Raw genomic sequence first — 26004 nt, forward strand, 5'->3', positions numbered from 1 at the left:
CCATTCTAGGTAGTATTCACTCAACAAATTTTATCGGTACCTAGCGAGGAGCACCATAAAATAGTTGAGAGCGTTAAACTGTTAACAAATGATTAACATCGCCTTTTATCCCATATGCCAATCGAGTCAAGGTGATGGCGTGCGTAACCATAAAAGTACGGAATAAATCGTCATATCCGCCACTTCAAACGTGAAACCCACAGTATTAGTAAGCATAAATCAAATATTTGTGCAAACTATGATTACCCAATTCACATTTTAACAATGGTAACAATAGTGTTACTTTACTTCCCGCTGGTCACACTGACTTGAAGCCATCCAATCCCAGGAAAGCTTCTTTACAGTAAAAGAAAATGGATCTTTTGCGACCATCTCCAAAATGAATAGACACACCAATATGGTGCCTTTTTTGCCCGTGTATCAGCCTATACACGGGCTTTCTTTTTTCAATGTCCTGAAAAGAAAAAAGCCAGGTACATAGGAGACCTGGCGAACGGGGCAAACAAGGCGTATTTCACAGCGGAAAGAATCACCTCATTTGCCTCAACTTTAAATTCGATCTGTTACGGGGCAGTGACAAGCGGTTCTGGCAAAGCAAAAATGATGCGCAGATTAAGACTCTTCATTGCCTTTTTGTTGGCATTTCAAATTCACTAATTGAGACTGTTCTTGCTTGATGTAGTTCACTAACAACGCGTCCTTATCTGCGATCGCTTTAACGTTTTCTTGCTGCACTTGAGCAATCGCTTCTTGTTTCATCACTTCCATTTCGGCACTGAGATCACTGCTCAGTGAAGAGTTGTCCAGTGCATTTGCATTCGCAGCAGACGTCATCACCAATAGAAGCATTGCGGTAGATAGAATTGAACGGCGCATATTAAGTTCCTCGTGTAAATGAATAATCAACCAACGAACTCTATATAGCACTTAGCGTGCCAATTTTTTATTTATTTAAAATCAATAAGTTAATGCAGAACTCTTGGATAGTGATACGCAACTTGGCGATATTTACAAAGTATGTGCAAATTTCACCAAATATTTACAAGACGAATAATGAGCACATACTCCAACGGCATTACACTCTCTGGTTCACCACTCACCACTCATCGCTTATTGAGTATAGGCATGATAAGCAGAGGTGAGCTCAGACCATTCGAACTAGGCGGCATCGAGAGCCATAAAAAAATGCAGCCCGAGAGCTGCATTTTCGTTGGTATTTGACTTAACTTTGACTTCACTAAGAGGAAGCAAGTTTACGCCGCCCAAACCAGCGCAGCGGGTAGGTCACGCCACGCCAAAGCTGTTTTAATCCGCGCTTAATGTCTTCCAAGATAAGATATAAACAGGGTACTAGCACTAAGGTTAACAGCGTAGCAAACAGCACTGCGAATCCTAATGCAACGGCCATGGGGATAACGAAGCGTGCTTGCAAGCTGGTTTCAAACATAATCGGCAGCACCCCAACAAATGTGGTAATCGACGTCAGTGTGATGGCACGAAAACGGGCGCAGCCCGCTTCAACCACCGCTTGTTTGATTGACATCCCCTCTTTTCTCACTTGGTTCACGTAGTCTGTCATGACCAACGAGTCGTTAATCACCACGCCAGCGGCAGCAATTAAACCAAAGGTGGACATCATGCTGATGTCGAGCCCAAGCCAGAAATGGCCCCAAATCGCGCCGGTTAAACTAAATGGGATCACTGACATCACGATCAGCGGCTGGGTGTAGCTTTTGAGCGGTACGGCCAGCAGAATGTAGACGATGATCATCCCAGCCACAAAGAAGATGATCTGTTCATTGCGCTGCGCTTGCTGCTCTTCGATACTACCACCCAATTCGGTACGAACTCCCGGGAACTTCTCTTGGAGTTCTGGCAGTAAATTGTCGCGAATGTTGTTCACCACTTCATTCGGTTCGATCAGCTCTTCGTCAATCGAGCCATAAACGTAAACCGTTTGATAACCCTGTTCGCGGCGAATACTGGTCACCCCGGGTTGCTCGGTAATGTCCACCACATCGCCCAGCATCACTTTCTTACCCGATGGCGTTGTGATCACCGCATAACGAAGTGAGGCAAAGGCTTCGCGCGTCAGTTTGGGGTAACGCACCATTACCTTAAGCTCTTCACCGTCGCGAATAATCCGCTGCGCTTCATCACCGTAAAAACTGCCACCAACCTGTTCGGCGATCATGGTGAGATCTAAACCCAAGTCATAGGCGACTGGGGCTAGCGACAACAACACTTCTTTACTGCCTGAATCTATCGAGGAGGAGATATCAAACAAGCCATTTTGCTGCTGTAAACGGGTGATCAAGTAGCGCCCTGCTTCGTTAAGCTGCGCAATGTCCGAGCCAAAGAGCAGATAACCGAACTCATCGCCGCCATCACCGCTGTTGGTCGCATCACGAATGGTCAAACTCTTCACCCCAGCAAGCTCTGGCATGCGTTCACGCCACATCCGCGAGAGTTCAAAAGTGTTAAAGGGTCTGAGCTCTTCATCCACTAGCGGTACCACAATGCGTCCTTTGGTACGACCACGATTGTAGGAGAGCATGTCACGAATCATTCCGCGTCCATGCGTTGCCAGCGTTTCTTGTTCAACGTCCTTGATGACCGTTTCAATCGCTTTTAAGGTCGCAATGGTTTGTGCGCTGGAGACGTTATCGTTCATTTCCAACACCACCGCCGGGAAGTCCGTTGGCACTTTCGGGTTCATCACAATACGTACATGGTTGGATGTCATCAGCGCAATGCTGACCACCAACAAGCCGACAAAAAAGGCCATCACACTCCAACGCCAGTGGGTGCAAGCCACCACAAAGCGCTTGTAAGGGCCATTGATAAAGCCAAAGAAACGGGCGTTGAAACGCTCACGCCAACTACCCGGTTCAATTGGTTTAAAATGGGTGTGTGCCAAGTGTGCAGGCAAAATCAGTTTCGATTCGATCAAACTGAAAGTCAGGCACAGGATCACCACCGAGGCAATGCCAAAAAAGAACGCACGCTCAGGACCTGAAGACATCAAAAACGGCGCAAAAACGGCAATGGTAGTCAAAACACCGAAGGTTGCGGGGGTGGCGACCCGCTTTACGCCTTTGATGACATTGTCAACGCCACCACCCTTACTCTCAATCTCACTGTAGGCACTTTCACCAATAACAATAGCGTCATCGACCACAATGCCCAGCACCATGATAAAAGCAAACAGCGAAACGATGTTGATGGTGACACCCAAGAACGGCATTAGCATCACTGCGCCTAAAAAACACACTGGCAAACCGATCATCACCCACAGCGCCAAGCGTACACGCAAGAAAATACTCAGCATCAGAGCAACTAGTACCGCCCCTTGCAGTAAGTTTTTCAGCATCATGTCGAGGCGACCTTGCAGATAGTAGGTCATATCCACCAGTGTTTTGATCTTAAGATCGGCAGGCAACTGAGCATTTTTATGCTCAATGTACGCTTTCACCGATTCCGCTACCGGAATCATGTCTTGCTCTTTGGTCGCTTTTACCGACAGATAAATCGCGTTTTGCCCCGAAAATTGGAAGTAACGTTCTGCCTCGGTAAAGCCATCTTTAATCGTCGCAATATCCTGCAGCAGCACTTTTGCGCCATTGGCACCCAGTTTCACCGGAATGTTGCGAAACTCTTCGCCTTTGTAGTACTGGTTTTCAATCCGAACCGCTATCATGCCCGCGTTGGTGGTGACTTCTCCGGCAGAATAGTTGGCCGAATAACGGCGAATCGCATTGGTTACCTCGTTTAAGGTGAGGTCATATTTGCGCAACACCAGCGGGTCGATCTCAATCGCGATCTCCTCTTCCGGCGCACTGAGCTCCACCAGCATCACGTTTTGCAATTGCAGCAGTTCATCTTCAATTTGCTTGGCGATCGGCTTGAGTTCTTCCAGTGAACGATCGCCCACCAGCGACATTTCAATCACATCTTGGCGAAACTCATATTGATAGATGTTGACCGGCTCCATCCCTTTGGGGAAGGTGGCGATGGTACTGATGCGCTGTTTGACATCGTCGAGCACCTCTTTGATGTCCGCTTTGACATCAATTTCCAGCTCAATCTGTGCACTGCCACGCGAGGCGGTGGAGACGGCTTTTTTTATGCCAGTAACATCTTTGAGCGACTCTTCCATCTTGATCAAAATGCTTTCTTCAATCTCCTGCGGTGACGCGCCAGGATAGGAAGCACTGACGTTGATGTAGTTCACTTCGATGTTGGGAAACATCTGCCTTTGAATGAAGAAAAAGCTCACAATCCCCATGATGATGATGAACACCATCAGCAAGTTTGCGGCCACGGAGTTATGAGCGAAATAGGCGATAAGCCCGCGTTGCTGGGTCGATTCCATGACGGCTCCTTTTAACCTTGCTTGTCGTTGCTGTTGGCCTCAGCGGACAATAACTTTACCGTCATGCCTTTTTGCGGATATTCAGGCACAGTCAACACCAGTTGGTCACTCTGTTCAATGCCTTCGGCGATGAGCATGAACTCCCCTTCAGCGCGCAATACATTGACTGTTCTTGGTTGCAGCTCATTGTTTTCATTAACCACCCAAACCGTTCGGTTGTTGACCAACTCTTGAGGCAAGCGGTAAATATGCTTGAGCTCTTTACCAGCAAAGTTCACTTCAACGTAAGAGCCAAATTTGATCGCTGGCTGCTTATTGTTAATCCCGTAGGGATCGCTAATGCGCACCACCACATTGGTCATCCGCGTAGCTGAATCGATCAAACCTTGATCGCGCACTACCTTGCCTTCGCGCTGCGTTTTTTGAATACCATCCAACGTCACCAAAGCGTTTAGATCAGAGAGCTTCTCCGGCAAAAAGGCACTGTCGAACCCCGCAATCGGTAAGTGGATTTCGCCAGCTTCGATATTGTTAAGTACCGCGACCTCACTGCCCGCCGAAATAAACTGGCCGACACCTAAGTTACGTGACACGACTAACGCGTCGTATGGCGCAATCACTTTGCAGTTTTGCAGATCGCGCTTGGCGCGTTTTAGTGCCGCCTGCGCGGATTTCACCTGCGCTTCAGCACTGAGCAGTTGCGGTTTGCGCAAGTAGAGGTCGGAAACTTGCTTGTCACTCAGTTTACTTGCTTGCTTCTCTGCAACTTTCGCTTTGGCTCGCTCTTCAATCAGCGTGGCCTGTGCGCTAGCCAGTGCTGCTTCGGCTTGCAACACGGCGGCTTCGTAGTTGTCACTTTCGATGATGAACAGCACTTCGCCCCGCTTGACGATGCCACCGCTGACAAAGTTCGCATGCCACGAGGTCACCTCACCCGACACTTGTGCCGAGAGACGGGTAACTTCAAACGGCACTAACTCTCCATGGCTGGTAATGAGCACGCGATGATTGGTGGGAAACAGACCGGCGACTTCAACCGTCGGTTGCTTTGACTCGACTTTTTTCTCTTCAACTTCCGGCCCATGTGCCGCGATAGCCTGATAACCAAGATAGGAGCTACCCAGCAGAGCGACTGGGACTAGCCAACGAACGGATTTGTGTAACATATGCATCCTTTATTGTAATGTACGCTTCCAGCGTGATTTCGACCTGAATCTGCTCAATCAATGTTTCGCGAACAGTTCTCACGCAAACTATCAATATTTTTCATAAAGCTCAGACCAAGGATCGATAATTTATATCCCCAATCAATAAAAAACACTGTAAAAAATATTGCCCCAACCGATAGGCGCTTTGTCAGCAAGTAGAGTGCCATATAATAAAACGATATTTTACATATAGTTGTAAATACACCACGACAATATCTCAACGTCATAACAGTGAAATTGACCAGAATTAAGTAAAATTCACCACATTTATCTGTTCACGGCTCAAGCTGCGATGCAATACTATGCTCTACGGTCTGGTCATGCTGGACAACCGAATAAACCTGAGAGGCTTCAACATGCAAGTTCACCCATGCGTATCCTTTATCCTTTTGAAAGATAATCAAATTTTGCTTGAGAAACGCGCCAAAGAGAAAGCTTGCGATCCAAACATGGTTGCCATTCCCGGCGGACATATGGAAGCGGGCGAAAGCCAAATCGAGACACTTGAGCGTGAAATCACCGAAGAGCTGGGCGTCGCGGTTACGCAAGCCGATTATCTCTGCAGCCTCTACCATCCGACCTCTGAGCTGCAACTGCTGCATTACTATGTGGTGCGCGGCTGGCAAGGAGAGCTGAGCTGCCATGAGGCCGAATCGGTATTTTGGAGCCCTCTGCATAACCAAGCCGCCGACACCGTAGCTGACAAGACCGCGCTGAAAGAGTTAATCCGCTTGCAGCAACATGGACTATTTCAATAACCACCCGAGACAACAGAAAGTCTCAAAATGACCAGCCAAGCTGCCAAATTTGAAACTTTCTGGCAAAATAAACTCCCTAGGATGACCTAGAATGGCGTTATCCATCATTCAGGGAGAACACCATTATGAAAACGTTATTTAACATCGCTCTAGTAATCAGCGCATTCTGTTCAGCCACTGCCGTAGCGGCAAACTTTACCTTAACCAGCCAAGATATTGCAGAAGGGCACAAGATGCACCGCAGTTTCGAATACGCCGGATTTGGTTGCCAAGGCGATAACCTGTCACCGCAATTGAGCTGGCAAAACGTTCCAGAAGGGATCAAAAGCTTCGCCATCACTGCCTACGATCCCGACGCACCAACGGGCAGTGGCTAGTGGCACCGGCTCTCATGTGTGGTTATCAATCCACCGAACGTTTCACCCAACGCTTTCGTCAGCGTTTTGGTCTCACGCCGCGTGAATACCTCAAAACGCTGCCAAGTTAGCCGTCCCACTGCGGCCACTGCGCTTGGCACTAGACAGTTCAACTGGATTGGGTTAATGATCACGCTTCCTGTATACCCAAACTAAGTTAAAGAAAACCATGCAGATATTTGACCTCAACGTCTCAGAATCCCTGATACATAAAGTGATATTGGCCGTGGTGATGTATCTCATCTATCGCCTGTTCAAGCACCTGATGGGCAAAACGATTGTCGCGCTCGCCAACACCAAACAGGCGCATGCTTCACGCACCGCATTCATTCTGCGCAGCGTCAATATCGCCTTGCTGTTCGTTTTTGCCTCGCTGTATCTTATCGCCACCGGCGTCGGATATGGCGATGTGTCGCTGTTTCTCTCTTCAATTTTCGCCGTGCTTGGCGTGGCCTTGGTGGCGCAGTGGTCGATCCTCAGCAACATCACCGCCAGTTTTCTGATCTTTTTCGTTTTTCCTTATCGCGTTGGCGATTTGATTAAAGTGGTGGAAAAAGATGAAGATGTGCGGGGCAAAATCATTGATATCACCATGTTCCATGTGTTGATCCAGCATGAATCGGGCACCGTCATCACCTACCCGAATAACCTGATTTTACAAAAAGGGGTGCTCAAATTGTCTGAGGCGCCTGCCAAAGCCAAAAGCAAATCCCGTCTCTATACTCGTATTGGTAAATAGTTTTCGCTCATCCAGCCATCGCGGGGAAAAATGCCCGCGTGGCAGCGAGTGATCTTCTGCCAATTAGAGCGCGTACAAGCAGGCTAAAAACCGAGACGCACGGCCGATGAAATTTGACACGCTACGCCTGATTTTGGGTGATCAACTCAATCGAGAACACTCCTGGTTTCAGCAGCCCAATGAAAACACTTTATACGTGATGGCTGAGCTTGCTCAGGAAACGGGCTACGTGAAGCATCACGTGCAAAAAATCTGCGCCTTTTTCGCGGCGATGCGCGCCTTCGCGCAAGAGCTGCGACAGGCTGGCCACCACGTCTGCTATTTCACTCTTGATGAATCGGCGGCTTACGCCGAACTGCCTGCGCTCTTACATGCTCTTTGTGATTCGCACTCCATTCGCCATTTTGAATATCAGCAGCCAGACGAGTACCGCCTGCATCAACAGCTCGCTGCATTAGCTTTGCCGGTAGAGAGCATTCACTGCGTCGATAGCGAACACTTTTTGCTGCCGTTTAGCGATATTTCAAGCCATTTTAAGCCCGGTCAACATCGACTGATGGAGCATTTCTATCGTCAGATGCGCAAGCAAAGCGACATTTTGCTCGATACGGAGGGAAAGCCCGAAGGCGGAAAATGGAATTACGACAGCAAAAATCGCCGTAAACTAAGCGCCAAAGACATTGCTGAGCTGCCCAAACCGCTTGAGTTTCGCAACGACGTTCGGCCGATTTTATCGCTGCTCGAAAAACATCAGGTCGACCATTTTGGCCAAGCCGACGCGTGGCTGCTCTGGCCAATCAACCGCGCCCAGTCGCTCACCTTGCTGGCCCATTTTTGCCAAGTCTGTCTGCCAAGATTCGGCCATTTTCAGGATGCGATGACGGGCGAGCATGAGAGCCAGTGGAGCCTTTACCACAGTCGACTCTCCTTTGCCATCAACAGCAAAATACTCTCGCCCCGAGAGGTGATTGACGCGGCCATTCGCACTTATCATCAAGCTAAAGGGGCCATCGACATCGCGCAGATTGAAGGCTTTGTTCGCCAGATCCTTGGCTGGCGCGAGTACGTGCGCGGGGTTTACTGGAGCAATATGCCGCACTACGCGACGCTCAATTACTGGCAAGCTTCACGCCCGCTACCGAGTTATTTCTGGACAGGCAAAACCAAAATGCGCTGCCTGCAACACGCACTGACGCAATCGCTGCAATACGCCTACGCGCACCATATTCAACGCTTGATGGTGATTGGCAATTTTGCGCTGCTTAGCCAATGCCATCCCGATGAAGTGGATGCGTGGTATCTCGGCGTCTACATCGACGCATTAGAGTGGGTAGAAATGCCCAATACCCGCGGCATGGCGCTGTTTGCCGATGGCGGGATTGTCGGTACTAAGCCCTACACTGCTAGCGGCGCATACATCGACAAGATGAGTGACTATTGCAAAAAGTGCCACTATCAGGTGAAACAGCGCAGCGGCCCCGGTTCTTGCCCATTCAACAGCCTCTATTGGCACTTCGTTCACCAACATGATGCACTGTTTAGCCAGCACCCTCGCCTTGGCATGGTGTATCGTAACTGGTTAACCAAGCCCGAACATGAACAGCAAGCAATACTGGAAACGGCTAAGCACTATTTGATCCATCTAGAGAGCTTGTAGAGCACGCTTTTTACTGAAAATCTTCATCTTTCGGATTGGTCAGTAGGCTTTCTCCGCAATGCTGGGCTGCTTTTTCATCTTTCGGATTGCGTAAATTGCAGCTTTCCAACGATAGGCAGCCGCAGCCAATACACCCACCGAGTTCCTGTTGCAGAGCTTTCAACTGGGCGATGCGCAGTTCTAACTTGTCATGCCAACTGGTTGCCATCACTTCCCACTGCTGCTTGGTTGGCGCTTGGTGTTTGGGCAACTCAGCCAGCGCTTCAGCGATTTCTTCCAGCGATAAACCCACCTGCTGCGCCGCTTTAATCACTGCGATGCGGCGTAAAACACTGCGATGATATCGGCGCTGATTGCCCGCATTGCGCCAACTGCTGATCAACCCTTTTTGCTCATAAAAATGCAATGCAGAGACTTTGACTCCGGCACGTTTTGCCACGTCGCCGACACTCATTTCCATCTTATTTCTCCTTTGGCGATAAAAAGTGCTTTACCTCAAGTTAAGTTGAGCTTCTAGAGTAACCGCAAGTTGGTTATCTAGATGGAGAAAAAACATGAACTTGAGAACTGGAACGCAAAACCGCACCTTGCCTTACTTATCCGGACGTTTTTTTGATGGGATCTCTTCCGGTCTTTTTATGATGGCACTGCCGTGGATCATGCTGCAAACGCCCGATATGGGCTCCTTTGTGGCGATGACGGCACTGGCCTGTACCGCCATCTCCTTTGTACTCACCCCGTTTTTTTCCACTCTGGTTGACCGCCACTCGCGCAAGCAGATCCTAGTGTTCAATCAGGTGCTTCAAGCCAGCACTGCCGCTTTGGTTGCGCTCGCGTACCTGTTCGATTTGGGCTCTCACCTGCTACTCGCCCTCGCGCAATTGATCTTCTGGGTTTCGAGCAACCTCGCGTGGAGCACCAACAACGCTTTTACCCAAGAAAACTACGACGCCCACGAATACGCGGCCATTTCAGGCCAACAAGAAGTGGTGATGCAGGGCACCACGTTAGGCGCAGGGGCGCTTGGTGTCGTGTTACTGGAATACTGGGGAGTGGTGGAATTTGCACTGTTTGCGGCCATCGCTTCGGCGCTTGCCACGCTCAGTTATTGCTTCACGCCTTACCGACGTCAATTACGTTTGCATCAACCAAGTCGGTTTTGGACACAAATGGCTGAGAGTAAAACCATTTTCTCGGCCAGCCCACGCTTTTACGCCATCATTTTGCTCTCGTGCCTCTCGTATCCGGTGCTGACGTTTCTTAGCAAACTCGTACCGATTTGGTTTGCTGAACAACAGATCTCCGGTGACTGGTTTGCAGGATACAACATCGCTTTTGGCTTAGGCTCCCTTATTACGGGCTTGTTGGTCAGCCGCATTTTGGCTTTAACCAGCCCGTTGTCCATCATCCAATATTCACTTGGCGCTGCCGCTTTAGCGCTGGTTGGGATGAGTTTTTCCGCTTCACCCGCATTCATTCTGCTCTTTACAGCTGGTTTTGGTTTCTTCAATGCGTCAAACCGAATCGCTCGTATCAATTGGATGCACCACACCATCCCAATTGAGCAGCGCGGTCGGGTGGATGGGGGTATAGGCATGTTCTCCACCTTAGTGCAAAGTTTGAGTTACGTGTTGATTGCCATGCTCAACCACTATCAATCGACCCAAAGCGGCTTTGCCATTGCGGCCTTGGTACTAGCGGTGGCAACACTGGTGATTTGGCTGCTGCGCCGAAACGCTCACGCCATGTTGATAACCAACGCACCGGAACGCTCCGTCATTTAGACCGATTCCATGGCGGTCAACCCAGTCGCGCAACAAGCCAGCAACTAAGCAGTATGTGCATTTCGGCGCAAGCGAAAGGTTGATCGGTGTGACAAGTTGAGCAAGTTGTCGTGCGCGTCTGGGTGGATGTCGCTCAGTATGAATTGAATCACATAAAATTTGAGGCGATGGGTACACACTCTTGCTGGTATTCATGTCGTGTCGAGACAGCCTATGTATGGAGATCTGCGCAAAATGACTTGGAAGACGGGCAGGCGGTAACCCCGCCCGCTCAGGATGTTACGTCTCTTCCATTCATTGCAAGGAGCTCTTATGCCTATCAACCAAATCCGCAACATCGCTTTCATCGGCCAAACGGGCAGCGGCAAAACCACGCTCATCGAAAAACTGCTGTTTACCTGTGACGCTACCACGCACTTAGGCAGCGTCGAGAAAGGCGATACCGTCACCGACTTTGATGCTCAATCAATCCAATATCAGCACAGTATTGAAGCGACTCCGGTGGCACTGCGCTGGCAAAATCACCGTCTTAATATTATCGACACCCCCGGACAAGGCGAGCTGCTGGGGCGCACGCTCAGCGTCTTTCCGGCCGTCGAGGCTACTGCGCTGGTGTTGGATCCGCACACACCGCTGACTCAAATCTCCGATCGGTTATTTGAGTTCGCGAGTGAGCGGAAAAAATGCCAGATGATCATCATCAATAAAATCGACCACAACGACAAAGCGCTCAGCCGTCTGCTGCGTCAAATTGAAGAACATTTTGGTAGCCATTGCCTGCCTATCAACCTTCCCTCTGCCGATGGCAGCCAAGTAGTCGACTGTTTTTTCACCCCGCAATATCAAACACCAACACTGATTTCAGATGTCGAGACAACTCATGAAACCTTAGTGGATCAAGTGGTGGAAGTGGATGAGGATTTGATGGCGCTTTATCTGGAACAAGGCTCTGAGCTCACAGCGCAACAGCTGCATGACCCGTTTGAAGAAGCGCTGCGTACTGGGCATGTCATCCCGATCTGTTTTGCCTGTGCCGAAACGGGCGCAGGCATTGAACTGCTGCTGCAAACCTTGTGCGAATTGATGCCGATGCCCAATGAGGGCAACCCGCCGTTGCTGGAGAAAAACGGCAAACGTATCCGCGTCAACTGCGAGACACTGGAGCACAGCGTGGCGCATGTGTACAAAATCAGCGTTGATCCCTACATGGGTAAACTGGCCTATCTACGCGTGTTTCAAGGAGAGATCAACGCCGGCAGTCAACTCTATATCGGCGCGAGCAATAAAGCGTTTAAAGTCGGCCATCTCTATCAGTTACAAGGCAAGCAGCGCAGTGAAATTTCACGTGCCCTCGCGGGCGATTTTTGCGTGCTCGCCAAAGTCGACGAACTTGAATTTGATTCAATTGTGCACGACTCCCATGACGAAGATGGTATCTCTCTGAAAACGTTACAATTCCCACAGCCAATGTACAGCCTAAGCCTCAACCCCATAAAACGCGGCGATGAACAAAAACTGGGCGACGTGTTAAAGCGCATCGTCAGCGAAGATCCGTCACTGCGACTGGAACACCGCGCCCGCAGCAATGAGACCATTTTAAGCGGCCAAGGTGAATTTCATCTCAAGATCGCGCTGGAAAAAATGGCCAGCGTCTACAAGCTGGAGGTGGAGACCGAGCAGCCGAGTGTGGAATATTTCGAAACCATCACCCAAACCGCCGATGGCCAGTATCGGCATAAAAAGCAAAGCGGTGGCGCGGGGCAATTTGGCGAGGTGCATTTACGTGTCAGACCACTTGAGCGCGGCGAGGGCTTTAAGTTTGTCAACAAAGTCGTCGGCGGCGCCATCCCCACATCACTCATTCCTGCGGTTGAAAAAGGCATTCTGCAAGCGCTAGAAGAAGGGGCGATTTCCGGCAACCCAATTCGCGACATTGAAGTGACCGTTCACGATGGCAAATTCCATTCGGTGGATTCCAAAGAGATCGCTTTTGTAATTGCGGGGAAAAAAGCCTTCCTCAATGCGGTGGAAAACGCCGGGCCGATTGTGCTAGAGCCGATTGTGCAAATGGATCTGGTGATCCCCACGACCAGCGTCGGCGATGTCACTGGCGATTTGTCTGCCAATCGCGGTTTGATTGAGGGCACAGAGCCACAAACAAACCACTTCTCACTGATTCGCAGCAAGTCGCCGCTCAATGAGCTGCAAGATTACGCGCACAAACTCAGAGCAATGACAGGTGGTGAAGGCACATTCCAAATGACGCTCAGCCATTATGAGCCCGCGCCTCCTTCGGTACAGAGAAAAGTGTGTGAAAGCGCCTAAACTCTCGCGGCCAAGCTACAGGGAGCCTTGCGCTCCCTTATTTTTTCTCTTGCGGTTCCGCGATCTGATACAGTTTGTGCTCGGAGCAGGTGGTTTCGCAATTGCACACTTTATCGACACCGACCTGGTTTAACCCGCCACAGCTGCCTTGGATCGCTTTGCGCTTAAACATTACGCCAATCGCCATCAACGCGATGACAATGAGGAAAAAAGCAAATGCGTACAACAAAGTGGTCATGATTTACTCCTTAAACAGCCTGCGCAGCCCTTTGACTTGAAAACCCCTGATGGGCGACATCACCGCCGCGGTATCTGGTGTTGCGATCAAACGACGAGCGCGCTCTCGACGCGAGCCACAATAATGACTTTTCGACTCAGTGCGACACTCACGCCCTTGGCTCGCCTCAGTCAGCGGCATGGCTCCAGCGCTCAACACAGTAGCAAGAGAGTTGCGCCCAGCAACACGCTCGACTAACACATTCCCAGCCAGCAATTTCGCCAGCGATTTCTGCCCGATGTTTTTTACCATCACCTTGTTGACCTTCGCAGCGAGCAATTGTGCAATCAAGCGTTTTTTTCCGTGACAACCTTCACTGCTTAGCGCCGGATTATCTAAATAGTTTAGAACATTGCCGCGATCATCAAGCAAAGCAAAGCGCTGCGCTTTGGTGAAATGGTTCGCGACATTTTGATCGTTAACGGGGACTGCGATGATCATCATTCTTCCTCCAGTGAGAATTTCAACATTTTGCCTTGCACCAAACAGAGCGCGACTTTGTGACGCGCACATTTGACGATGTTGCCAAATGTTTGCCGGGAAACCCCCATGCTCTGCGCAGCATCGATCTGATTCATTTGCAGAAGATCGGCCAAACGCAGCGCTTCCAGCTCATCGGCATCAAGCGTTTCTGCCTGTAAGTTCGATGCCGGAATGCCGTTAGGCTTAAAACAACTGGCGGGTGGTCGGCAGCCGATATGGCGCGGTTTTCTTGGTCTGGGCATGGTGTTTCCAAAAAGCAAATCGATAACGAAAAGGTAAACCATGTTATTGGCATATGCCAATAACAAAAAGCTCAATGTAAGATTGCACGAAAAACAAAAGCCGCATGATGCGGCTTTATAGGATGGCACTCAGGTGAACGTCTATTTGTCGAACGACAAGTTCATCTGGCGAATTTTTTCTTCAAATTCAGCGAGGCTTTCCGCTTTGTAGGTTGGCGCACCGTTAAAGTAACGTGGTTTTTCTGGGAGCATTGCCTCTTTTAACTCACGTTCCTGCTCGTGGTTGTCATGATAGACAGTGACACGATGTGGAATATCCTGCTTGAATGTAGCCATTCTGTTCTCCTTGCTGACTGACCGTAAAAACCAGCCTTAAGCGTAGTAAAGCTGGCTAGGCTGTCAACGGCAACAAAAGGGTGGTTTTGCAGCCAATTTCGCTAATCTTCTAGCAAATCAATAGAAAGCAGTGACAAGAGGTAAAGTAAGCGGGATTCGATATGACAAAATTGTGATCCAGCACATCAATCGCACAGCTCAAACGGCCACGGTTAGCTTTGTCCAGCCAACAATCAGCACCATAGCGCAAAGTAGCCAAATCAAGGTCGCGCCAAATAAAGTCGCCAGCAGCGAAAAACGGTAGCTGAGATAATAAACCGCCAGCAAATAAGCCGCGTACGGCAGCAGTGACCACAGACCAAATAAGGCGGCTTGACGTAAATCCTCCATGCTACGCTCACTACCAATAATGAAGTGAGCAATCAGCGCAAAGGTGGGAAACAGCGGTACTAACCCCGCAATGTAAAAGCTCTTACTTTTGGACAGCAGCGCAATGAGAAGCACCGCTGCCGCCCCTAACAATGACTTAAAAAACAGGCTGAGCACTGGCCTTAACCTCTCGCTTAAAATGTGCGCAAATCGTAAAAGATCGCGCCCAAGAAGCCAGTTACAATCACGGGAAATTCTCACCCCATGAGAATTCAGCTCAAATCGGTTTCAGACAAGCGCCCAGTCGCGACGCTGCGCTATCCGCAACGCGCGCCACAAAATGCCAAATGGGTGGCGAAAGCACATCTTCTTCATCGCTTATTCGCTGCCGTGGCGTATAATCGCAGCGTTTATCACAGGGCATATACAATCCTCCAACAAAGAAGTCACAACCATGTCTGCTGCCAGTTTTTTTCGCTTACTCTGTCTTGCTGCCATTTGGGGCAGCTCTTTTCTCTTCATGCGTATCGCAGCGCACAGTTTTGGGCCTGCGTATCTGATTGAATTTCGAGTACTGTTCGCCGCACTGAGCCTGCTAGTGGTTGCTCTCTATTTGAAAAAGAATCTCGCGCCTTTGTTGCGCCATCCGAAACATTTTTTGATGATTGGCCTGTTTAATACCGCCTTGCCCTTTCTTTGTTTCGCTTACGCTGCGCAAACCCTTAACGCCTCGACATTGGCGGTGCTCAACTCCACGGCTGTCATTTGGGGGGTAATCATCAGTTACCTTTGGTACCGCACCCCAATCTCAGCCAAAGGGGTATTGGGTTTGCTGCTCGGCATTAGCGGCGTCGTCGTGTTAGTTGGCTGGGATGCGCTGCAAATCGGTCAGCAAGCGATCTTACCAATTATCGCCGCCGTCTCTGCCGCGTTTTGCTACGGAATCGCCACCAATTACACCAAAAACGCCCCGCAAATTGCCGCGTTTGATAACGCGCACGGTAGTATGTGGATGGCGGTGCTATTGGTGCTTCCTCTGCTGCCGTTTGCACCAATGCGTGATATGCCGAGCTCCTTTGAGATGCTTTCGGTTACCGCCCTCGGTGTGTTGTGTACCGGTGTTGCCTATCTGATGTACTTTCGCCTGATTGCGGAAATCGGCCCTGCTTCTGCGTTGTCGGTGACATTTCTTATCCCTGCCTTTGGTATTTTTTGGGGCTATCTGGTGCTCGGCGAACCAATTGGTTTAAATACCGTGGCGGGAACCGTGTTAGTGCTGAGCGGCACTACGCTGGTCACCGGATTCTCACTCAAAGCCGCGCTGAAACCACCAACCCCCAAAGCAGGAGCCATGTAGTTTATGTATGGATTTGTCAGTCAAGATTGCAATTGAACACTATTCAATTAAAATTATTGCCTCTTCATTTACGATGGCAATTTCTGATGAATCGAATCCTTACCTACGCTGCCTTCACAATGTTTTTGTCGGCCTGTACAACCATGAGCCCAGACGAGTGCCGTGTCGCCAACTGGCAACAAATCGGCTATCGCGATGGGCAAAACGGTAGCGACCCCAGCATCATTCAGCGCTACAGCAAAGATTGCGCAGACGCGGGCGTTGCAGCAGACAGCGACCTGTGGCGCAAAGGCTTTAAGCAAGGCACGGTGCTCTACTGTTCACCAGATAACGGTTACCGTGTCGGTAAACAGGGCCGGGAATACTACGGTGTTTGTGAGAGCGAACAATTTCTCAGTAACTACCAGTTGGGTCGGCAAGAGTATCTCGTTCAGCAGCGAATTGCGGAGATTGACCGACAAATTGACGACATCGATCGGCAACTGAGCAGTTTCAAAGAGTCCGATCAAGATAAACAGAAACGCAACGTGCTGCAAAGCAAACGGCGCGATTTAGTTCGAGAACGCAGCTTACTATTATCGCCCTCTTACAACATCAATTTCTCTTTCTGAATCTTATCGGCCAAATGTGTGAAGATTTGGTGAATTTCTCTAATTTTTCGCATCAGGCCGTTGCAAAGCCCAGTTGATCTGGGCACTCTCAAACTTGCCGTAACTGATTGTTCAGGAATAGAAATAGTGAATTTTATTAAACCGTTAACATACTTTTTATCGATGAGTTTAAGCGGATTTGCCGCCGCCGAGGTGACACTGACGGTACCTGACGAGGTGACTTTACTCGTCGCCAATGGGAAAACACCGAAACTCTCAGGCAGCCTCTTTGCCACCAGCAAAACCGCCACACTGCCCGATGGCGAGAATCAGATCGTATTCCGCTACGAACCGTTTTTTAGCCAAGGCAATGACCGCATCGGCGTTGAAAGTGACGTGATTGTGGCAAAGTTTACCGCCAATGGCAGCGAACTGAGTTTTGTTATGCCGAAATACCGCGATCATCGCGTTGCTGAAAGTGAGATCAAACAGCTCGACTGGCAGTTGATCGATGCCGATGGCCAAACGGTAGAGAAAACGGAAGACAAGCTGATCAAGGAAGGGCTGCAAATTGGCCGTGATTTTCATCGTGAAGTGGAAGACTACAACCGCGCTGGCGGCATCGCCGCGATTGGTGCCCCACTCACCGTTGCCGCATTAAAGCCAGTGGTGGAAGGGCATCAAGCCTCAAGCGCCGCTGAAGAGATGCTGCATTTCTGGTATGAAAAAGCCGACGATGAAACCAAAGCACGCTTTAAGGCCTTTATTAATGAGCAGTGATTGACTGCCACCCTGCTCAAGAGCGCTGATTTTATCAGGGCTCTTGTTTTTTCAAGCGACATCCACCTCGCAGGCTCACTTACCAATAGCGCTCGTAGAGGATATGTCCACCTGTTTGCCGGCGATATTTTTCTAACCCCAAACTTTGCAACACCACCGTAGTCTCTTTAATCATCTCAGGATTGCCGCACAACATGGCAAAACTGCGTTCAGCGCTGAGAGTACACTGCAAATGGTCAAACAACGCTCCCGATTGCAATAAGTCAGGGATGCGCCCTTTCAGCGCGCCAGCACTTGACTCTCGCGAGACCACGGGCACGTATCTGAGGCGTCCTTGGTAGAGCTCAGCAAGCTGTTCTATCAGGTAGCGATAAACGAGATCTTTCTCGTAGCGAACCGCATGCAACAGCACAATCTGGTCGCAGCGAGGTGGCTGAGTGATGTCGTCAAGCAAAGAGAGAAAAGGTCCGATGCCCGTGCCGGTGGCAAACAACCAGAGATCTTGAGTTGATTTAGGAATCGTTTCTGCCGTGAGATCGCCGTGCGCGGTTTGCCCAACGTAGATCTCATCGCCGGGTTTTAACGCTTGCAGCTTCGGCGTCAATTGCCCTTCTGGGTTAGCGACAATGAGAAATTCCAACCAGTCACTATTGACCGAGGGTGCATTCACCAAAGAGTAAGCACGACTGAGCGCTTTACCATTTTCCCCTGGCAACGCCAGTTTCGTAAATTGTCCTGCTTTGAAATCGAGATTGGCCCCGTTGATACGCAGACTAAATAACTCATCCGTCCAATCTGTACGCTTGCCCACAACCGCTCGATTAAAACCCGCCAGTTCTGTCATCGCTACTTCTCCTTGCGCACACATTTAAGCAAAAGGTACGTTGCTCTCGCGTCTTAGTAAAGCTTACACCTTACCAATTTCAACACAAAACATCTTTTATTTTTACATTCTGTTAATCTAATCATTACATAATTGTCACATACAATTTAGAATAAAAACTCGAAATGGTAAGACGAATCACGAAAAGGAGCGCCAATGCATTCACTATTAGAAGAGTTTCCGGTTATCACCGAGATTAAGGTCGCGTGGGGAGAAATGGACGCGCTACAGCACGTCAACAATGTTGTCTACTTCCGCTACTTTGAAACAGCGCGTTTAGAGTATTTTGCGCAAATCAACCTGATGGATGAACTGAAAAAGACGCAGATTGGCCCCGTATTAAGTGACACTCAATGCCGTTATCGCATTCCAGTGACCTACCCCGACACCTTGCTCATCGGCTCCAGAGTGACGCAGGTGGGTGAAGATCGCTTTACCATGGAATATCAGGTCGTGAGTAAAAACATGGGCAAGGTCACCACCATAGGCATTGCTACTGTGGTGATGTTCGATTTTAAAAATCAGTGCAAAGCGCCACTATCAGAACGCTTAAGAGATGCGATGCTCACCTTGCAGCCCACGCTTAGCTAATGTTCGTACCAGCCTCAGCTCTATGACTGAGGCGTTTTGCTGATAAATCGGCTATAGTCGGGCAAAATTATCTCTCACGACCCCTCCGATGAAAGCACTGAACGATCTGAACATTTTCGTGGAAACCGCTCGTCAGGGCAGTTTTTCAAAAGCGGCCAACAGCCTTGATCTCACTCCTGCCGCGGTGAGCGCTGCAATTAAACGCCTTGAAGAGCAGATCCATTTCCCGCTGTTTGTACGCTCGACGCGCAGCTTACGTCTTACGGGGGATGGCACGCTTTTCCTGCAAAAAACCAGTGCGGCACTCAACTTGATTGAAGAGGGTTTAAATGAGATCAACTGCGCTCGGGGCGAATTAGCCGGGCAGCTTTATGTCAGCGCCCCTTCCGATTTTGGCCGCAACATGCTCTTGGAGTGGATTGATGAGTTTATCGAACTGCACCCACGGGTAGCCGTTAAACTCGACCTGTCAGACAGCCTTACCGACATGTATAGCCAGCCCGTCGATGTCGCAATTCGCTACGGCGAACCAGCCGATTCGAGCTTAATTGCTATTCCGCTGTGCAAGTCCAATGAGCGCATTTTGTGCGCGTCACCGGAGTACGTCGGCTCTCATGCGCCGCTTCGCGAGCCTAGCGACCTGCTTCAGCACAACTGCTTGTGCTACATGCTCTCTGGTTCGCTGCACAACAAATGGCAGTTGCATCGTCAAGGTGAAACGGAAAGTGTGGTCGTCAGCGGCAATCCAACCACCAATGACGGCGAAGTAGCACATCGCCAAGCATTAAAAGGCAAAGGCGTCGCGTATAAATCACTGATGGATATTAGCCAAGATATTCTAAGCGGCCGATTGGTGCGCGTGTTGCCTGAATGGGATGGCGGCGTGGTACCGATTTACATGATGTGTACCGATCGGCGGGCAATCACGCCACTTATCCGTACTTTCCAAGAATTTGTACAAAATAAGTGCTGCCAGCAACGTCAAGCGGTACTGGCAGCCATTGAGCAGCATTGTCAGCTAAACCACACAGAACTAAGCCACGAATGAGAGCGGACGAAGGTGCAGGTATTCTAAAATATCGGCACTGTCCACTTGTTGCTTGAAGGCTTGAAAGTGGTCGCTGGCGACGTGTCTATCAAGACTTTGCTGCGAACACCAGATCTCTTGCATCAAAAAAAGGCCTTCGATTTGGCTGTCGGCAAAAAGCTCATACTGGCAGCAGCCCTCTTCCTGACGCGTCGGTTCAAGCAGCGCTGTGAGTAAACCGCGAACTTGTTCGATGTGCTCAGCGTGCGCTTTAATTTCCACTAATAGATGAATCATGATTCAGATCTCGGTAAAAACCGTTTCGGCTGGCCAGCGCGATTTCGGTAGTTTGGCATTAAAATCGGCTTCACTATGATAGCCCAGCGGCACAATCACTAAACTGGTCAGCCCTTTATCACGCAGACCAAACTCCTCATCGAGCACTTTGGCATCAAAGCCTTCAATCGGCACCGCGTCAATCTCCATCGCAGACGCACCCAGCAGCAAAGTACCGACATTCAGATAGACTTGTTTCTCCATCCAGTGATGCGCATCTTTGAGATCAAAACGGTGCAAATTGACGAAAAAGGAGCGACCATTGTGCATGCCAGTTTTGCTCGCTTCATCAGCAAAACGTCCATCTTTATCTTCGTTTTCAAGGAGATCCAGTAGATAGTTTTCATCAATGCTGGTTTTGGCACAAAACACCACAACGTGTGATGCATCCAGCACTTTGCGCTCGTTAAAAGCAAAACCGCCTTGAGTCGCTTTGGCAATGCGCGCTTTGCCCTCGTCGCTGCTAGCGACGATAAAGTGCCAAGGCTGAGAGTTAACGCTCGAAGCACTCATACGCAGTAGCTCTTTGATCTCTTCGACTTTCTCTGGCGCAATTTTTCGGCTGGCATCAAATGCTTTGGTGGAATAACGGGATTTGGCGGCGTGAACAATACTCATATTTTCTCCAATTAGTGGACCCGTGGTCCTTCATGTCGTTTGTGTGGCTAATCTAACCGACTGAACCCATTTGAAAAACCGCCAGTGATTAACTTCTTTTTCAAATTTTTTTTGAAAATAGTACTCCCACTATTCTACATCCGTCGGATTTAAGACAAACGCGGCAAGACCCGTTAAACTGCGTCCGCTAAACCCAGAACAAGGAAAGAAAAATGCATCACGCACTGACGTTTCACCACGAAGGACTGACGTTCACCCCGCACTATTTTAACGTACCATTGGATTATGCAGACCAAAGCAAAGGCGAGATTGAGATTTTTGCCCGCGCCGTGCGCCGCACTGGTGATGAGGAAAAGCCTTGGCTCGTTTACTTTCAAGGTGGACCGGGCTTTGCGGCGGGAAGGCCAACAGGCAACAGCGGATGGCTCAAGCGTGCATTGCAACAGTATCGCGTACTACTTTTAGACCAACGTGGCACGGGCAACAGCAGCGTGATCAGCCATCAGACCTTAGCCGAGCTCAGCGCGCAGCAACAGGCCGATTATCTGCAACATTTTCGCGCCGATAACATAGTGCGCGATGCCGAGTTTATTCGCCGTGAGTTAGGCATCGAAAAGTGGGCCATTTTAGGCCAGAGTTTTGGTGGTTTTTGTTCCCTCACGTACCTATCACTGTTCCCAGACAGTCTACTGCGCAGCTACATCACTGGTGGAGTGCCATCGATTTCGCGCCACCCCGATGATGTCTATCAGGCGACGTTTAAGCGCACCATGGACAAAAACCGCGCCTTCTTCGAACAATTTCCGCAAGCGCAAACTCTCTGCCAGCAAATCGCCGACCATCTGCTGACACATAACGAATATTTGCCCAACGGCCAGCGTTTTACCGTCGAGCAGTTCCAGCAAACGGGCATTCACTTTGGCATGAGTGACACCTTCCTTGCGACCTACTATTTGCTGGAAAATGCCTTTATCAACCTGAACGGCAAAGCGGCGCTACGCTATGAGTTTTTGCAGCAGATGCTGGAACAACAGTCGTTTAACACCAACCCAATCTACGCCATTTTACATGAGTCGATTTACTGTCAGGGTTTTGCGTCAAACTGGAGCGCGCACCGCGTGCGCCAAGCGCAGCAAGTGTTTGACTATCAGCCGGGCCAAGCGTTTTACTTCACAGGGGAAATGGTCTTCCCTTGGATGTTTGATCAATACATCAATCTTAAACCACTTCAGCAAGCGGCCGAGCTCCTCGCACAAAAAGCCGATTGGGACGACTTGTATGATGCCGAACAGCTCAAGCGTAACAGCGTGCCGGTAAGCTGCGCGGTATACGCCGATGATATGTTTGTGGAGATGGATTTCAGCCGTGAAACTTTAGCGCTGATGCCCAACGCCAAAGCGTGGATCACCAACGAGTATGAACACAACGGCTTACGTGCCGACGGTGAACGCATCCTCGATCGCTTAATCGCCATGGGCGAGCAGATCGCGGCCAATCAGAGCGTGTCTCGCTAAGCGCCGCTCTCATCCGTGAGTTAGCAAAAACAGCAACCGCGCGATCGTGCCCGGTTGCTGTTGCTTATCTTTTCTCAACGTTAAGGCTTTATTTCACCTCTTTAAAGCGCGCAGTGAAATGTCGCAGTACGGGCGGCTCGTAAGTAAATTCCAGCCCTTTGACGTTCGCCGCGTTGGCTTTGACCTTTTCAAACGCTTCGATAATAAAATCCATGTGCGTTTGCGTATAGGTCGCGCGGGGAATGGTAAGTCGCAGCAGCTCCGCTGGGGAGGCAAGCTGCTTGCCTGTTGCCGGGTCACGCCCTAGCAGCAAAGAGCCAATTTCCACCGCGCGAATCCCCGCAACTTTGTAAAGCTCACACGCCAGCGCATGCGCCGGGAACTGCTCCGCCGGAATATGGGGCAGCAATTTTCCAGCATCAACAAACGCCGCATGACCGCCTGCTTGCTGGCAAACGATACCCAGTGCTTCTAACCCATCGACTAAATATTGCACTTGGCTGATGCGATAGGCGAGCCACTCTTGGCGCATGCCGTCATACAGGCCAACCGCTAAACGTTCCATCGCGCCGCCTTCCAAACCGCCATAGGTTGGAAAACCCTCTTGCACCACACACAAAGTGCGACATTCGTTGTACACATCCAGCATGCGATCGTCTTTAAAACAGAGCAAACCACCCATCTGTACCATGGCGTCTTTTTTCGCTGACATCGCCAATCCATCGGCGTAGCGGTAGGCTTCTAAGGTGATTTCGGCAATGCTTTTTTCCTGATAACCCGGCTCGCGCTGCTGAATAAAATAGGCGTTTTCCGCAAAACGCGCTGAGTCCATAATCACCGGAATGTCGTAGCGCTGCGCGATTTCATACACCGCTTTCAAGTTGGCGATCGATACAGGCTGTCCGCCCGCCGAATTGCAGGTGATGGTGCTGACAATATAAGGAACATTGGCAGGCCCGGCTTCAAGGATGGCGTGTTCAAGCTTTTCTAAATCAAAGTTGCCCTTAAAATCGGCGGTCACCGAAGTGTCAAACGCCTCTTCGGTGTAGACGTTTTTCGCCACGCAGCAGTTGATTTGCGTATGCCCTTGCGTGGTGTCGAAAAAATAGTTGGATAGCGCGACCATTTTACTGCGATCTAACCCTTTCTCCTGTTCGCGTTTTTTAATCAGCACCGGAATATAAATTTGCTCTGCGCCGCGACCTTGGTGCGTTGGGATGGTGTATTGATAGCCAAAAATATCTTGTACTGCATTTTTTAAGGCGTAGTAACTGCGGCTACCGCTGTACGCTTCATCACCACGCAGCATCGCCGCTTGCATGTCTTGCGTTACTGCGCCGGTACCACTGTCGGTCAACAGATCGATAAACACATCTTCGCTGTCGAGTAAAAACGGATTCATACCGGCATTGATAATCGCCTGTTGGCGATATTCTTCTGTGGTGCGTTTTACTGGCTCAATAACACGAATACGAAATGGTTCTGGAAGATGTTTGAAATTGTTCATTATTATTACCTTTCTTGCAGGTAATCAGATCCCGCCCGAATAGAGACTCAGAATATTCAGGATAAATATATTTAAAGCGTACTTTTTCGCACGCTACGGAAATAACCGTTCGCATGTGAATGAGTAAGCAGATTGTGGGATTCTGATTAATTAACTGTTTATTATTAATTTAAAATCAGACAGATAGTGGAATACCCACCAATAGAAGAGACTATGCAGGAAAGAAGAAAGCGATTTTGTAATCTTTAGTAAACCAATAGCTTGAGTAGTTGTGCATATCCATATCACCACCATTTGAAATCGGATTGTTTCAAATTTGTCATATGAATATCAATATAATCAATATTAGTGAATTTCACTATAGTTTATTTTGCGATATTTACCTCGTTTTTAGAATTTATCACTCTATTATTTGTCAATATGCAGCAAGGACACGAGAATAATAGCGTGCTTTCAAAGGGATGTCGCCACGACCCACAACGCCGTGGCGAGTTTTATCCTTTAGCGCTTATCGTGAATCACTTCGTTGAGTAGGCGATCAATCACCGTGACCACTTGTTCACTGGACGATTCCATTGCTTCCAGTTGGCTGACTAAACGGTTCATATCACGCTTGCCGCCCGCATCCAACGCGGCGCGGCCAGCGTCGTGTACACGCTGATGTGGCGTTTTCAAGCTGCCATAGCTGGCAAGGTGACTGTACTGCTTAGCACCTTGTCCTTCAAAGTACCAGCGCCCTAAACGGCATTCGCTGTGACTGTTCACCACAGTGTCGAATTTGCGGCGGTTAATGCTGTCGTAGACATTATTTTTCCACACTGCATGGTCAAGCTTCACAGTGTCAAGGAAGGCTCGGGTTGTCGCTACGCGGATCACCTCCTGCATTTGGCGGGATTTAACCACCACATCGCTGACCACAGCGCCGATTTGTTCTGACGAGCTGGCAACTTCCAACGAATAAGTCTGGTTTTTACCGATCGACTGTTTGATGTCTGAGGTTTGCACAATCACTTTGTTGACCAACTCTTCGATTTGCTCACTGGCCGTATGCGCTTTGCCCGCTAAAGCGCGCACTTCATCCGCTACCACGGCAAAACCGCGCCCGGCTTCACCAGCGCGTGCCGCTTCAATCGCAGCATTGAGCGCCAACAAGTTGGTTTGTGCAGAGATCTCTTGAATCGCGTGGATAAGCTGTCCGATGGAGGATGCGGTGTTTTCCAACACTTGCGCCCCTTGCATATTGCTGTTGGCCTGTTCATTGATGCGTTTGGCACGACTTTCCAACCTTCCCAGCGCGGCGTGCGTTTGTTCGAACATCTCGTCCAATTCGACCAGCGACTCGCGCTCACGAATCAGCTCTTCGGCGCTAGAGGCAAGCCCGGTGCGAATCGCTTCAAGCATAGTGCCGCCTTGCAGTTGGCTTCTTACAAGAGCCGACTCAATAAAACGCGATTCTTTCAATTCTTGTATTTCTCGCTCTTTTTGCTCAATTAAGGCAGAAAATTCGGCGATTTCGATGGCATGTTGTTGTTTGGCATTGTCCAACTCACTCTGTAATTGGCGTATTTCTGATTTGAGTTTTTGATTAAACATGACTGGCTTTCCTAGTCTCTTCTCACCCTGCAAAGCGGGAGGGCAAAATGGAGTTTCTTTTTAAATGTTATTCGCATCACTTCAGGGCACATCACACTCGCCGTTGGGGCTCATACATTGCACGGGAGTGGCAGCAATCACTTTCCCTCACCTAAGCCGGTGTATTTTCTCACTAGTGCCACGGTTTTAATATGGGCGAACTCTGTGGCACGGCTTTTTTTCTGTGACTGCACTTGCGT

At 49.5% G+C, this 26004-nt stretch carries 26 protein-coding genes and 2 pseudogenes; 13 read left to right on the forward strand and 15 right to left on the reverse strand.

The window, feature by feature from the left end; all coding sequences use genetic code 11:
- Positions 1-612 precede the first annotated feature (612 nt).
- From I3X05_RS19610 to I3X05_RS19620, 3 genes are all read right to left on the reverse strand, one after another.
- A complete protein-coding gene (locus I3X05_RS19610; RefSeq protein WP_045568752.1) occupies positions 613-876 on the reverse strand; it encodes a hypothetical protein in 264 nt (87 codons plus the stop codon).
- A gap of 361 nt (positions 877-1237) precedes the next feature.
- The gene (locus tag I3X05_RS19615) at positions 1238-4375 is read right to left on the reverse strand and encodes an efflux RND transporter permease subunit (RefSeq protein ID WP_337971437.1); all 3138 of its coding nucleotides are present in this window, start codon (positions 4373-4375) and stop codon (positions 1238-1240) included.
- Positions 4376-4386: 11 nt separating this feature from the next.
- Positions 4387-5541 carry an efflux RND transporter periplasmic adaptor subunit gene (locus I3X05_RS19620; protein ID WP_045568754.1) on the reverse strand — a complete coding sequence of 385 codons (1155 nt, stop codon included), beginning with the start codon at positions 5539-5541 and terminating at the stop codon, positions 4387-4389.
- A 398-nt stretch (positions 5542-5939) separates the two neighbouring features.
- Between I3X05_RS19620 and I3X05_RS19625 the strand changes: the two genes are divergently transcribed.
- The 5 genes and pseudogenes from I3X05_RS19625 to I3X05_RS19645 all read left to right on the forward strand — a co-directional run bounded on the left by I3X05_RS19625 (position 5940) and on the right by I3X05_RS19645 (position 9153).
- Entirely contained in the window at positions 5940-6341 is a 402-nt protein-coding gene (locus I3X05_RS19625; protein ID WP_052702486.1) for an NUDIX hydrolase, read from the forward strand.
- A 125-nt stretch (positions 6342-6466) separates the two neighbouring features.
- A pseudogene (locus I3X05_RS19630) lies at positions 6467-6715 on the forward strand (YbhB/YbcL family Raf kinase inhibitor-like protein); the annotation flags it as partial.
- Positions 6716-6726: 11 nt separating this feature from the next.
- Positions 6727-6828: pseudogene (locus I3X05_RS19635) on the forward strand (AraC family transcriptional regulator); the annotation flags it as partial.
- Positions 6829-6926: 98 nt separating this feature from the next.
- A complete protein-coding gene (locus tag I3X05_RS19640; protein WP_045568755.1) occupies positions 6927-7496 on the forward strand; it encodes a mechanosensitive ion channel family protein in 570 nt (189 codons plus the stop codon).
- A 106-nt stretch (positions 7497-7602) separates the two neighbouring features.
- Positions 7603-9153: a cryptochrome/photolyase family protein gene (locus I3X05_RS19645; protein WP_045568756.1), complete on the forward strand. Its 1551-nt coding sequence runs from the start codon at positions 7603-7605 to the stop codon at positions 9151-9153.
- Positions 9154-9163: 10 nt separating this feature from the next.
- Here I3X05_RS19645 and soxR read toward each other — a convergent pair whose 3' ends face one another.
- Complete coding sequence (gene soxR, locus I3X05_RS19650; protein ID WP_045568757.1) at positions 9164-9613, reverse strand: redox-sensitive transcriptional activator SoxR; 450 nt, start codon at positions 9611-9613, stop codon at positions 9164-9166.
- A 94-nt stretch (positions 9614-9707) separates the two neighbouring features.
- Here soxR and I3X05_RS19655 point away from each other — a divergent pair, with 94 nt between their 5' ends.
- Both I3X05_RS19655 and fusA read left to right on the forward strand, forming a co-directional pair.
- Positions 9708-10937: an MFS transporter gene (locus I3X05_RS19655; RefSeq protein ID WP_045568758.1), complete on the forward strand. Its 1230-nt coding sequence runs from the start codon at positions 9708-9710 to the stop codon at positions 10935-10937.
- Positions 10938-11249: 312 nt separating this feature from the next.
- The gene (gene fusA / locus I3X05_RS19660) at positions 11250-13262 is read left to right on the forward strand and encodes an elongation factor G (RefSeq protein WP_337971438.1); all 2013 of its coding nucleotides are present in this window, start codon (positions 11250-11252) and stop codon (positions 13260-13262) included.
- Positions 13263-13299: 37 nt separating this feature from the next.
- Here fusA and nqrM read toward each other — a convergent pair whose 3' ends face one another.
- The 5 genes from nqrM to I3X05_RS19685 all read right to left on the reverse strand — a co-directional run bounded on the left by nqrM (position 13300) and on the right by I3X05_RS19685 (position 15146).
- On the reverse strand, positions 13300-13500 hold the full coding sequence (gene nqrM, locus I3X05_RS19665) for a (Na+)-NQR maturation NqrM (protein WP_039441349.1): 201 nt from the start codon (positions 13498-13500) through the stop codon (positions 13300-13302).
- A 3-nt stretch (positions 13501-13503) separates the two neighbouring features.
- The gene (locus tag I3X05_RS19670; RefSeq protein ID WP_337971439.1) at positions 13504-13983 is read right to left on the reverse strand and encodes a NifB/NifX family molybdenum-iron cluster-binding protein; all 480 of its coding nucleotides are present in this window, start codon (positions 13981-13983) and stop codon (positions 13504-13506) included.
- Positions 13980-14264 (reverse strand): DUF134 domain-containing protein, encoded by a 285-nt coding sequence (locus tag I3X05_RS19675; RefSeq protein WP_193166762.1) that lies wholly within the window; start codon positions 14262-14264, stop codon positions 13980-13982. The genes I3X05_RS19670 and I3X05_RS19675 overlap by 4 nt, the downstream gene beginning before the upstream one ends.
- A gap of 141 nt (positions 14265-14405) precedes the next feature.
- Positions 14406-14600, reverse strand: coding sequence for a hypothetical protein (locus tag I3X05_RS19680; RefSeq protein ID WP_039428405.1), 195 nt, complete (start codon positions 14598-14600; stop codon positions 14406-14408).
- 198 nt (positions 14601-14798) lie between these two features.
- Positions 14799-15146, reverse strand: a complete 348-nt coding sequence (locus tag I3X05_RS19685; RefSeq protein WP_045568761.1) for a GlpM family protein — start codon at positions 15144-15146, stop codon at positions 14799-14801.
- A gap of 277 nt (positions 15147-15423) precedes the next feature.
- On the opposite strand from I3X05_RS19685, the gene I3X05_RS19690 reads away from it, so the two are divergent.
- The 3 genes from I3X05_RS19690 (at position 15424) to I3X05_RS19700 (ending at position 17696) form a co-directional block, all read left to right on the forward strand.
- On the forward strand, positions 15424-16326 hold the full coding sequence (locus I3X05_RS19690; protein ID WP_045568762.1) for a DMT family transporter: 903 nt from the start codon (positions 15424-15426) through the stop codon (positions 16324-16326).
- Between the two features lie 86 nt (positions 16327-16412).
- A complete protein-coding gene (locus tag I3X05_RS19695) occupies positions 16413-16937 on the forward strand; it encodes a DUF2799 domain-containing protein (RefSeq protein WP_193166760.1) in 525 nt (174 codons plus the stop codon).
- A gap of 126 nt (positions 16938-17063) precedes the next feature.
- Positions 17064-17696 carry a DUF2057 family protein gene (locus I3X05_RS19700; protein ID WP_337971440.1) on the forward strand — a complete coding sequence of 211 codons (633 nt, stop codon included), beginning with the start codon at positions 17064-17066 and terminating at the stop codon, positions 17694-17696.
- A 79-nt stretch (positions 17697-17775) separates the two neighbouring features.
- On the opposite strand, the gene I3X05_RS19705 is transcribed toward I3X05_RS19700, so the two are convergent.
- The gene (locus I3X05_RS19705) at positions 17776-18540 is read right to left on the reverse strand and encodes a ferredoxin--NADP reductase (protein WP_193166758.1); all 765 of its coding nucleotides are present in this window, start codon (positions 18538-18540) and stop codon (positions 17776-17778) included.
- Positions 18541-18735: 195 nt separating this feature from the next.
- Between I3X05_RS19705 and I3X05_RS19710 the strand changes: the two genes are divergently transcribed.
- Both I3X05_RS19710 and I3X05_RS19715 read left to right on the forward strand, forming a co-directional pair.
- Positions 18736-19170 (forward strand): acyl-CoA thioesterase, encoded by a 435-nt coding sequence (locus I3X05_RS19710; RefSeq protein WP_045568765.1) that lies wholly within the window; start codon positions 18736-18738, stop codon positions 19168-19170.
- Between the two features lie 88 nt (positions 19171-19258).
- Positions 19259-20218 carry a LysR family transcriptional regulator gene (locus I3X05_RS19715; RefSeq protein WP_045568766.1) on the forward strand — a complete coding sequence of 320 codons (960 nt, stop codon included), beginning with the start codon at positions 19259-19261 and terminating at the stop codon, positions 20216-20218.
- Here the strand turns inward: I3X05_RS19715 and I3X05_RS19720 are convergent.
- Both I3X05_RS19720 and I3X05_RS19725 read right to left on the reverse strand, forming a co-directional pair.
- Complete coding sequence (locus I3X05_RS19720) at positions 20204-20494, reverse strand: putative quinol monooxygenase (protein ID WP_039428419.1); 291 nt, start codon at positions 20492-20494, stop codon at positions 20204-20206. The genes I3X05_RS19715 and I3X05_RS19720 overlap by 15 nt on opposite strands.
- Before the next feature lie 3 nt (positions 20495-20497).
- Complete coding sequence (locus tag I3X05_RS19725) at positions 20498-21151, reverse strand: oxygen-insensitive NAD(P)H-dependent nitroreductase NfsB (RefSeq protein WP_039428422.1); 654 nt, start codon at positions 21149-21151, stop codon at positions 20498-20500.
- Between the two features lie 212 nt (positions 21152-21363).
- Between I3X05_RS19725 and I3X05_RS19730 the strand changes: the two genes are divergently transcribed.
- Complete coding sequence (locus tag I3X05_RS19730; protein ID WP_045568768.1) at positions 21364-22665, forward strand: alpha/beta fold hydrolase; 1302 nt, start codon at positions 21364-21366, stop codon at positions 22663-22665.
- Between the two features lie 88 nt (positions 22666-22753).
- Here the strand turns inward: I3X05_RS19730 and tnaA are convergent, their stop codons facing one another.
- The 3 genes from tnaA to I3X05_RS19740 all read right to left on the reverse strand — a co-directional run bounded on the left by tnaA (position 22754) and on the right by I3X05_RS19740 (position 25765).
- The gene (gene tnaA / locus I3X05_RS19735; RefSeq protein WP_045568769.1) at positions 22754-24172 is read right to left on the reverse strand and encodes a tryptophanase; all 1419 of its coding nucleotides are present in this window, start codon (positions 24170-24172) and stop codon (positions 22754-22756) included.
- Between the two features lie 211 nt (positions 24173-24383).
- Entirely contained in the window at positions 24384-24455 is a 72-nt protein-coding gene (tnaC, locus tag I3X05_RS23860; RefSeq protein WP_081946377.1) for a tryptophanase leader peptide, read from the reverse strand.
- A 218-nt stretch (positions 24456-24673) separates the two neighbouring features.
- Complete coding sequence (locus I3X05_RS19740) at positions 24674-25765, reverse strand: methyl-accepting chemotaxis protein (protein ID WP_045568770.1); 1092 nt, start codon at positions 25763-25765, stop codon at positions 24674-24676.
- Between the last annotated feature and the right edge of the window lie 239 nt (positions 25766-26004).

Source organism: Vibrio navarrensis, from assembly GCF_015767675.1.
GTDB lineage: Bacteria > Pseudomonadota > Gammaproteobacteria > Enterobacterales > Vibrionaceae > Vibrio.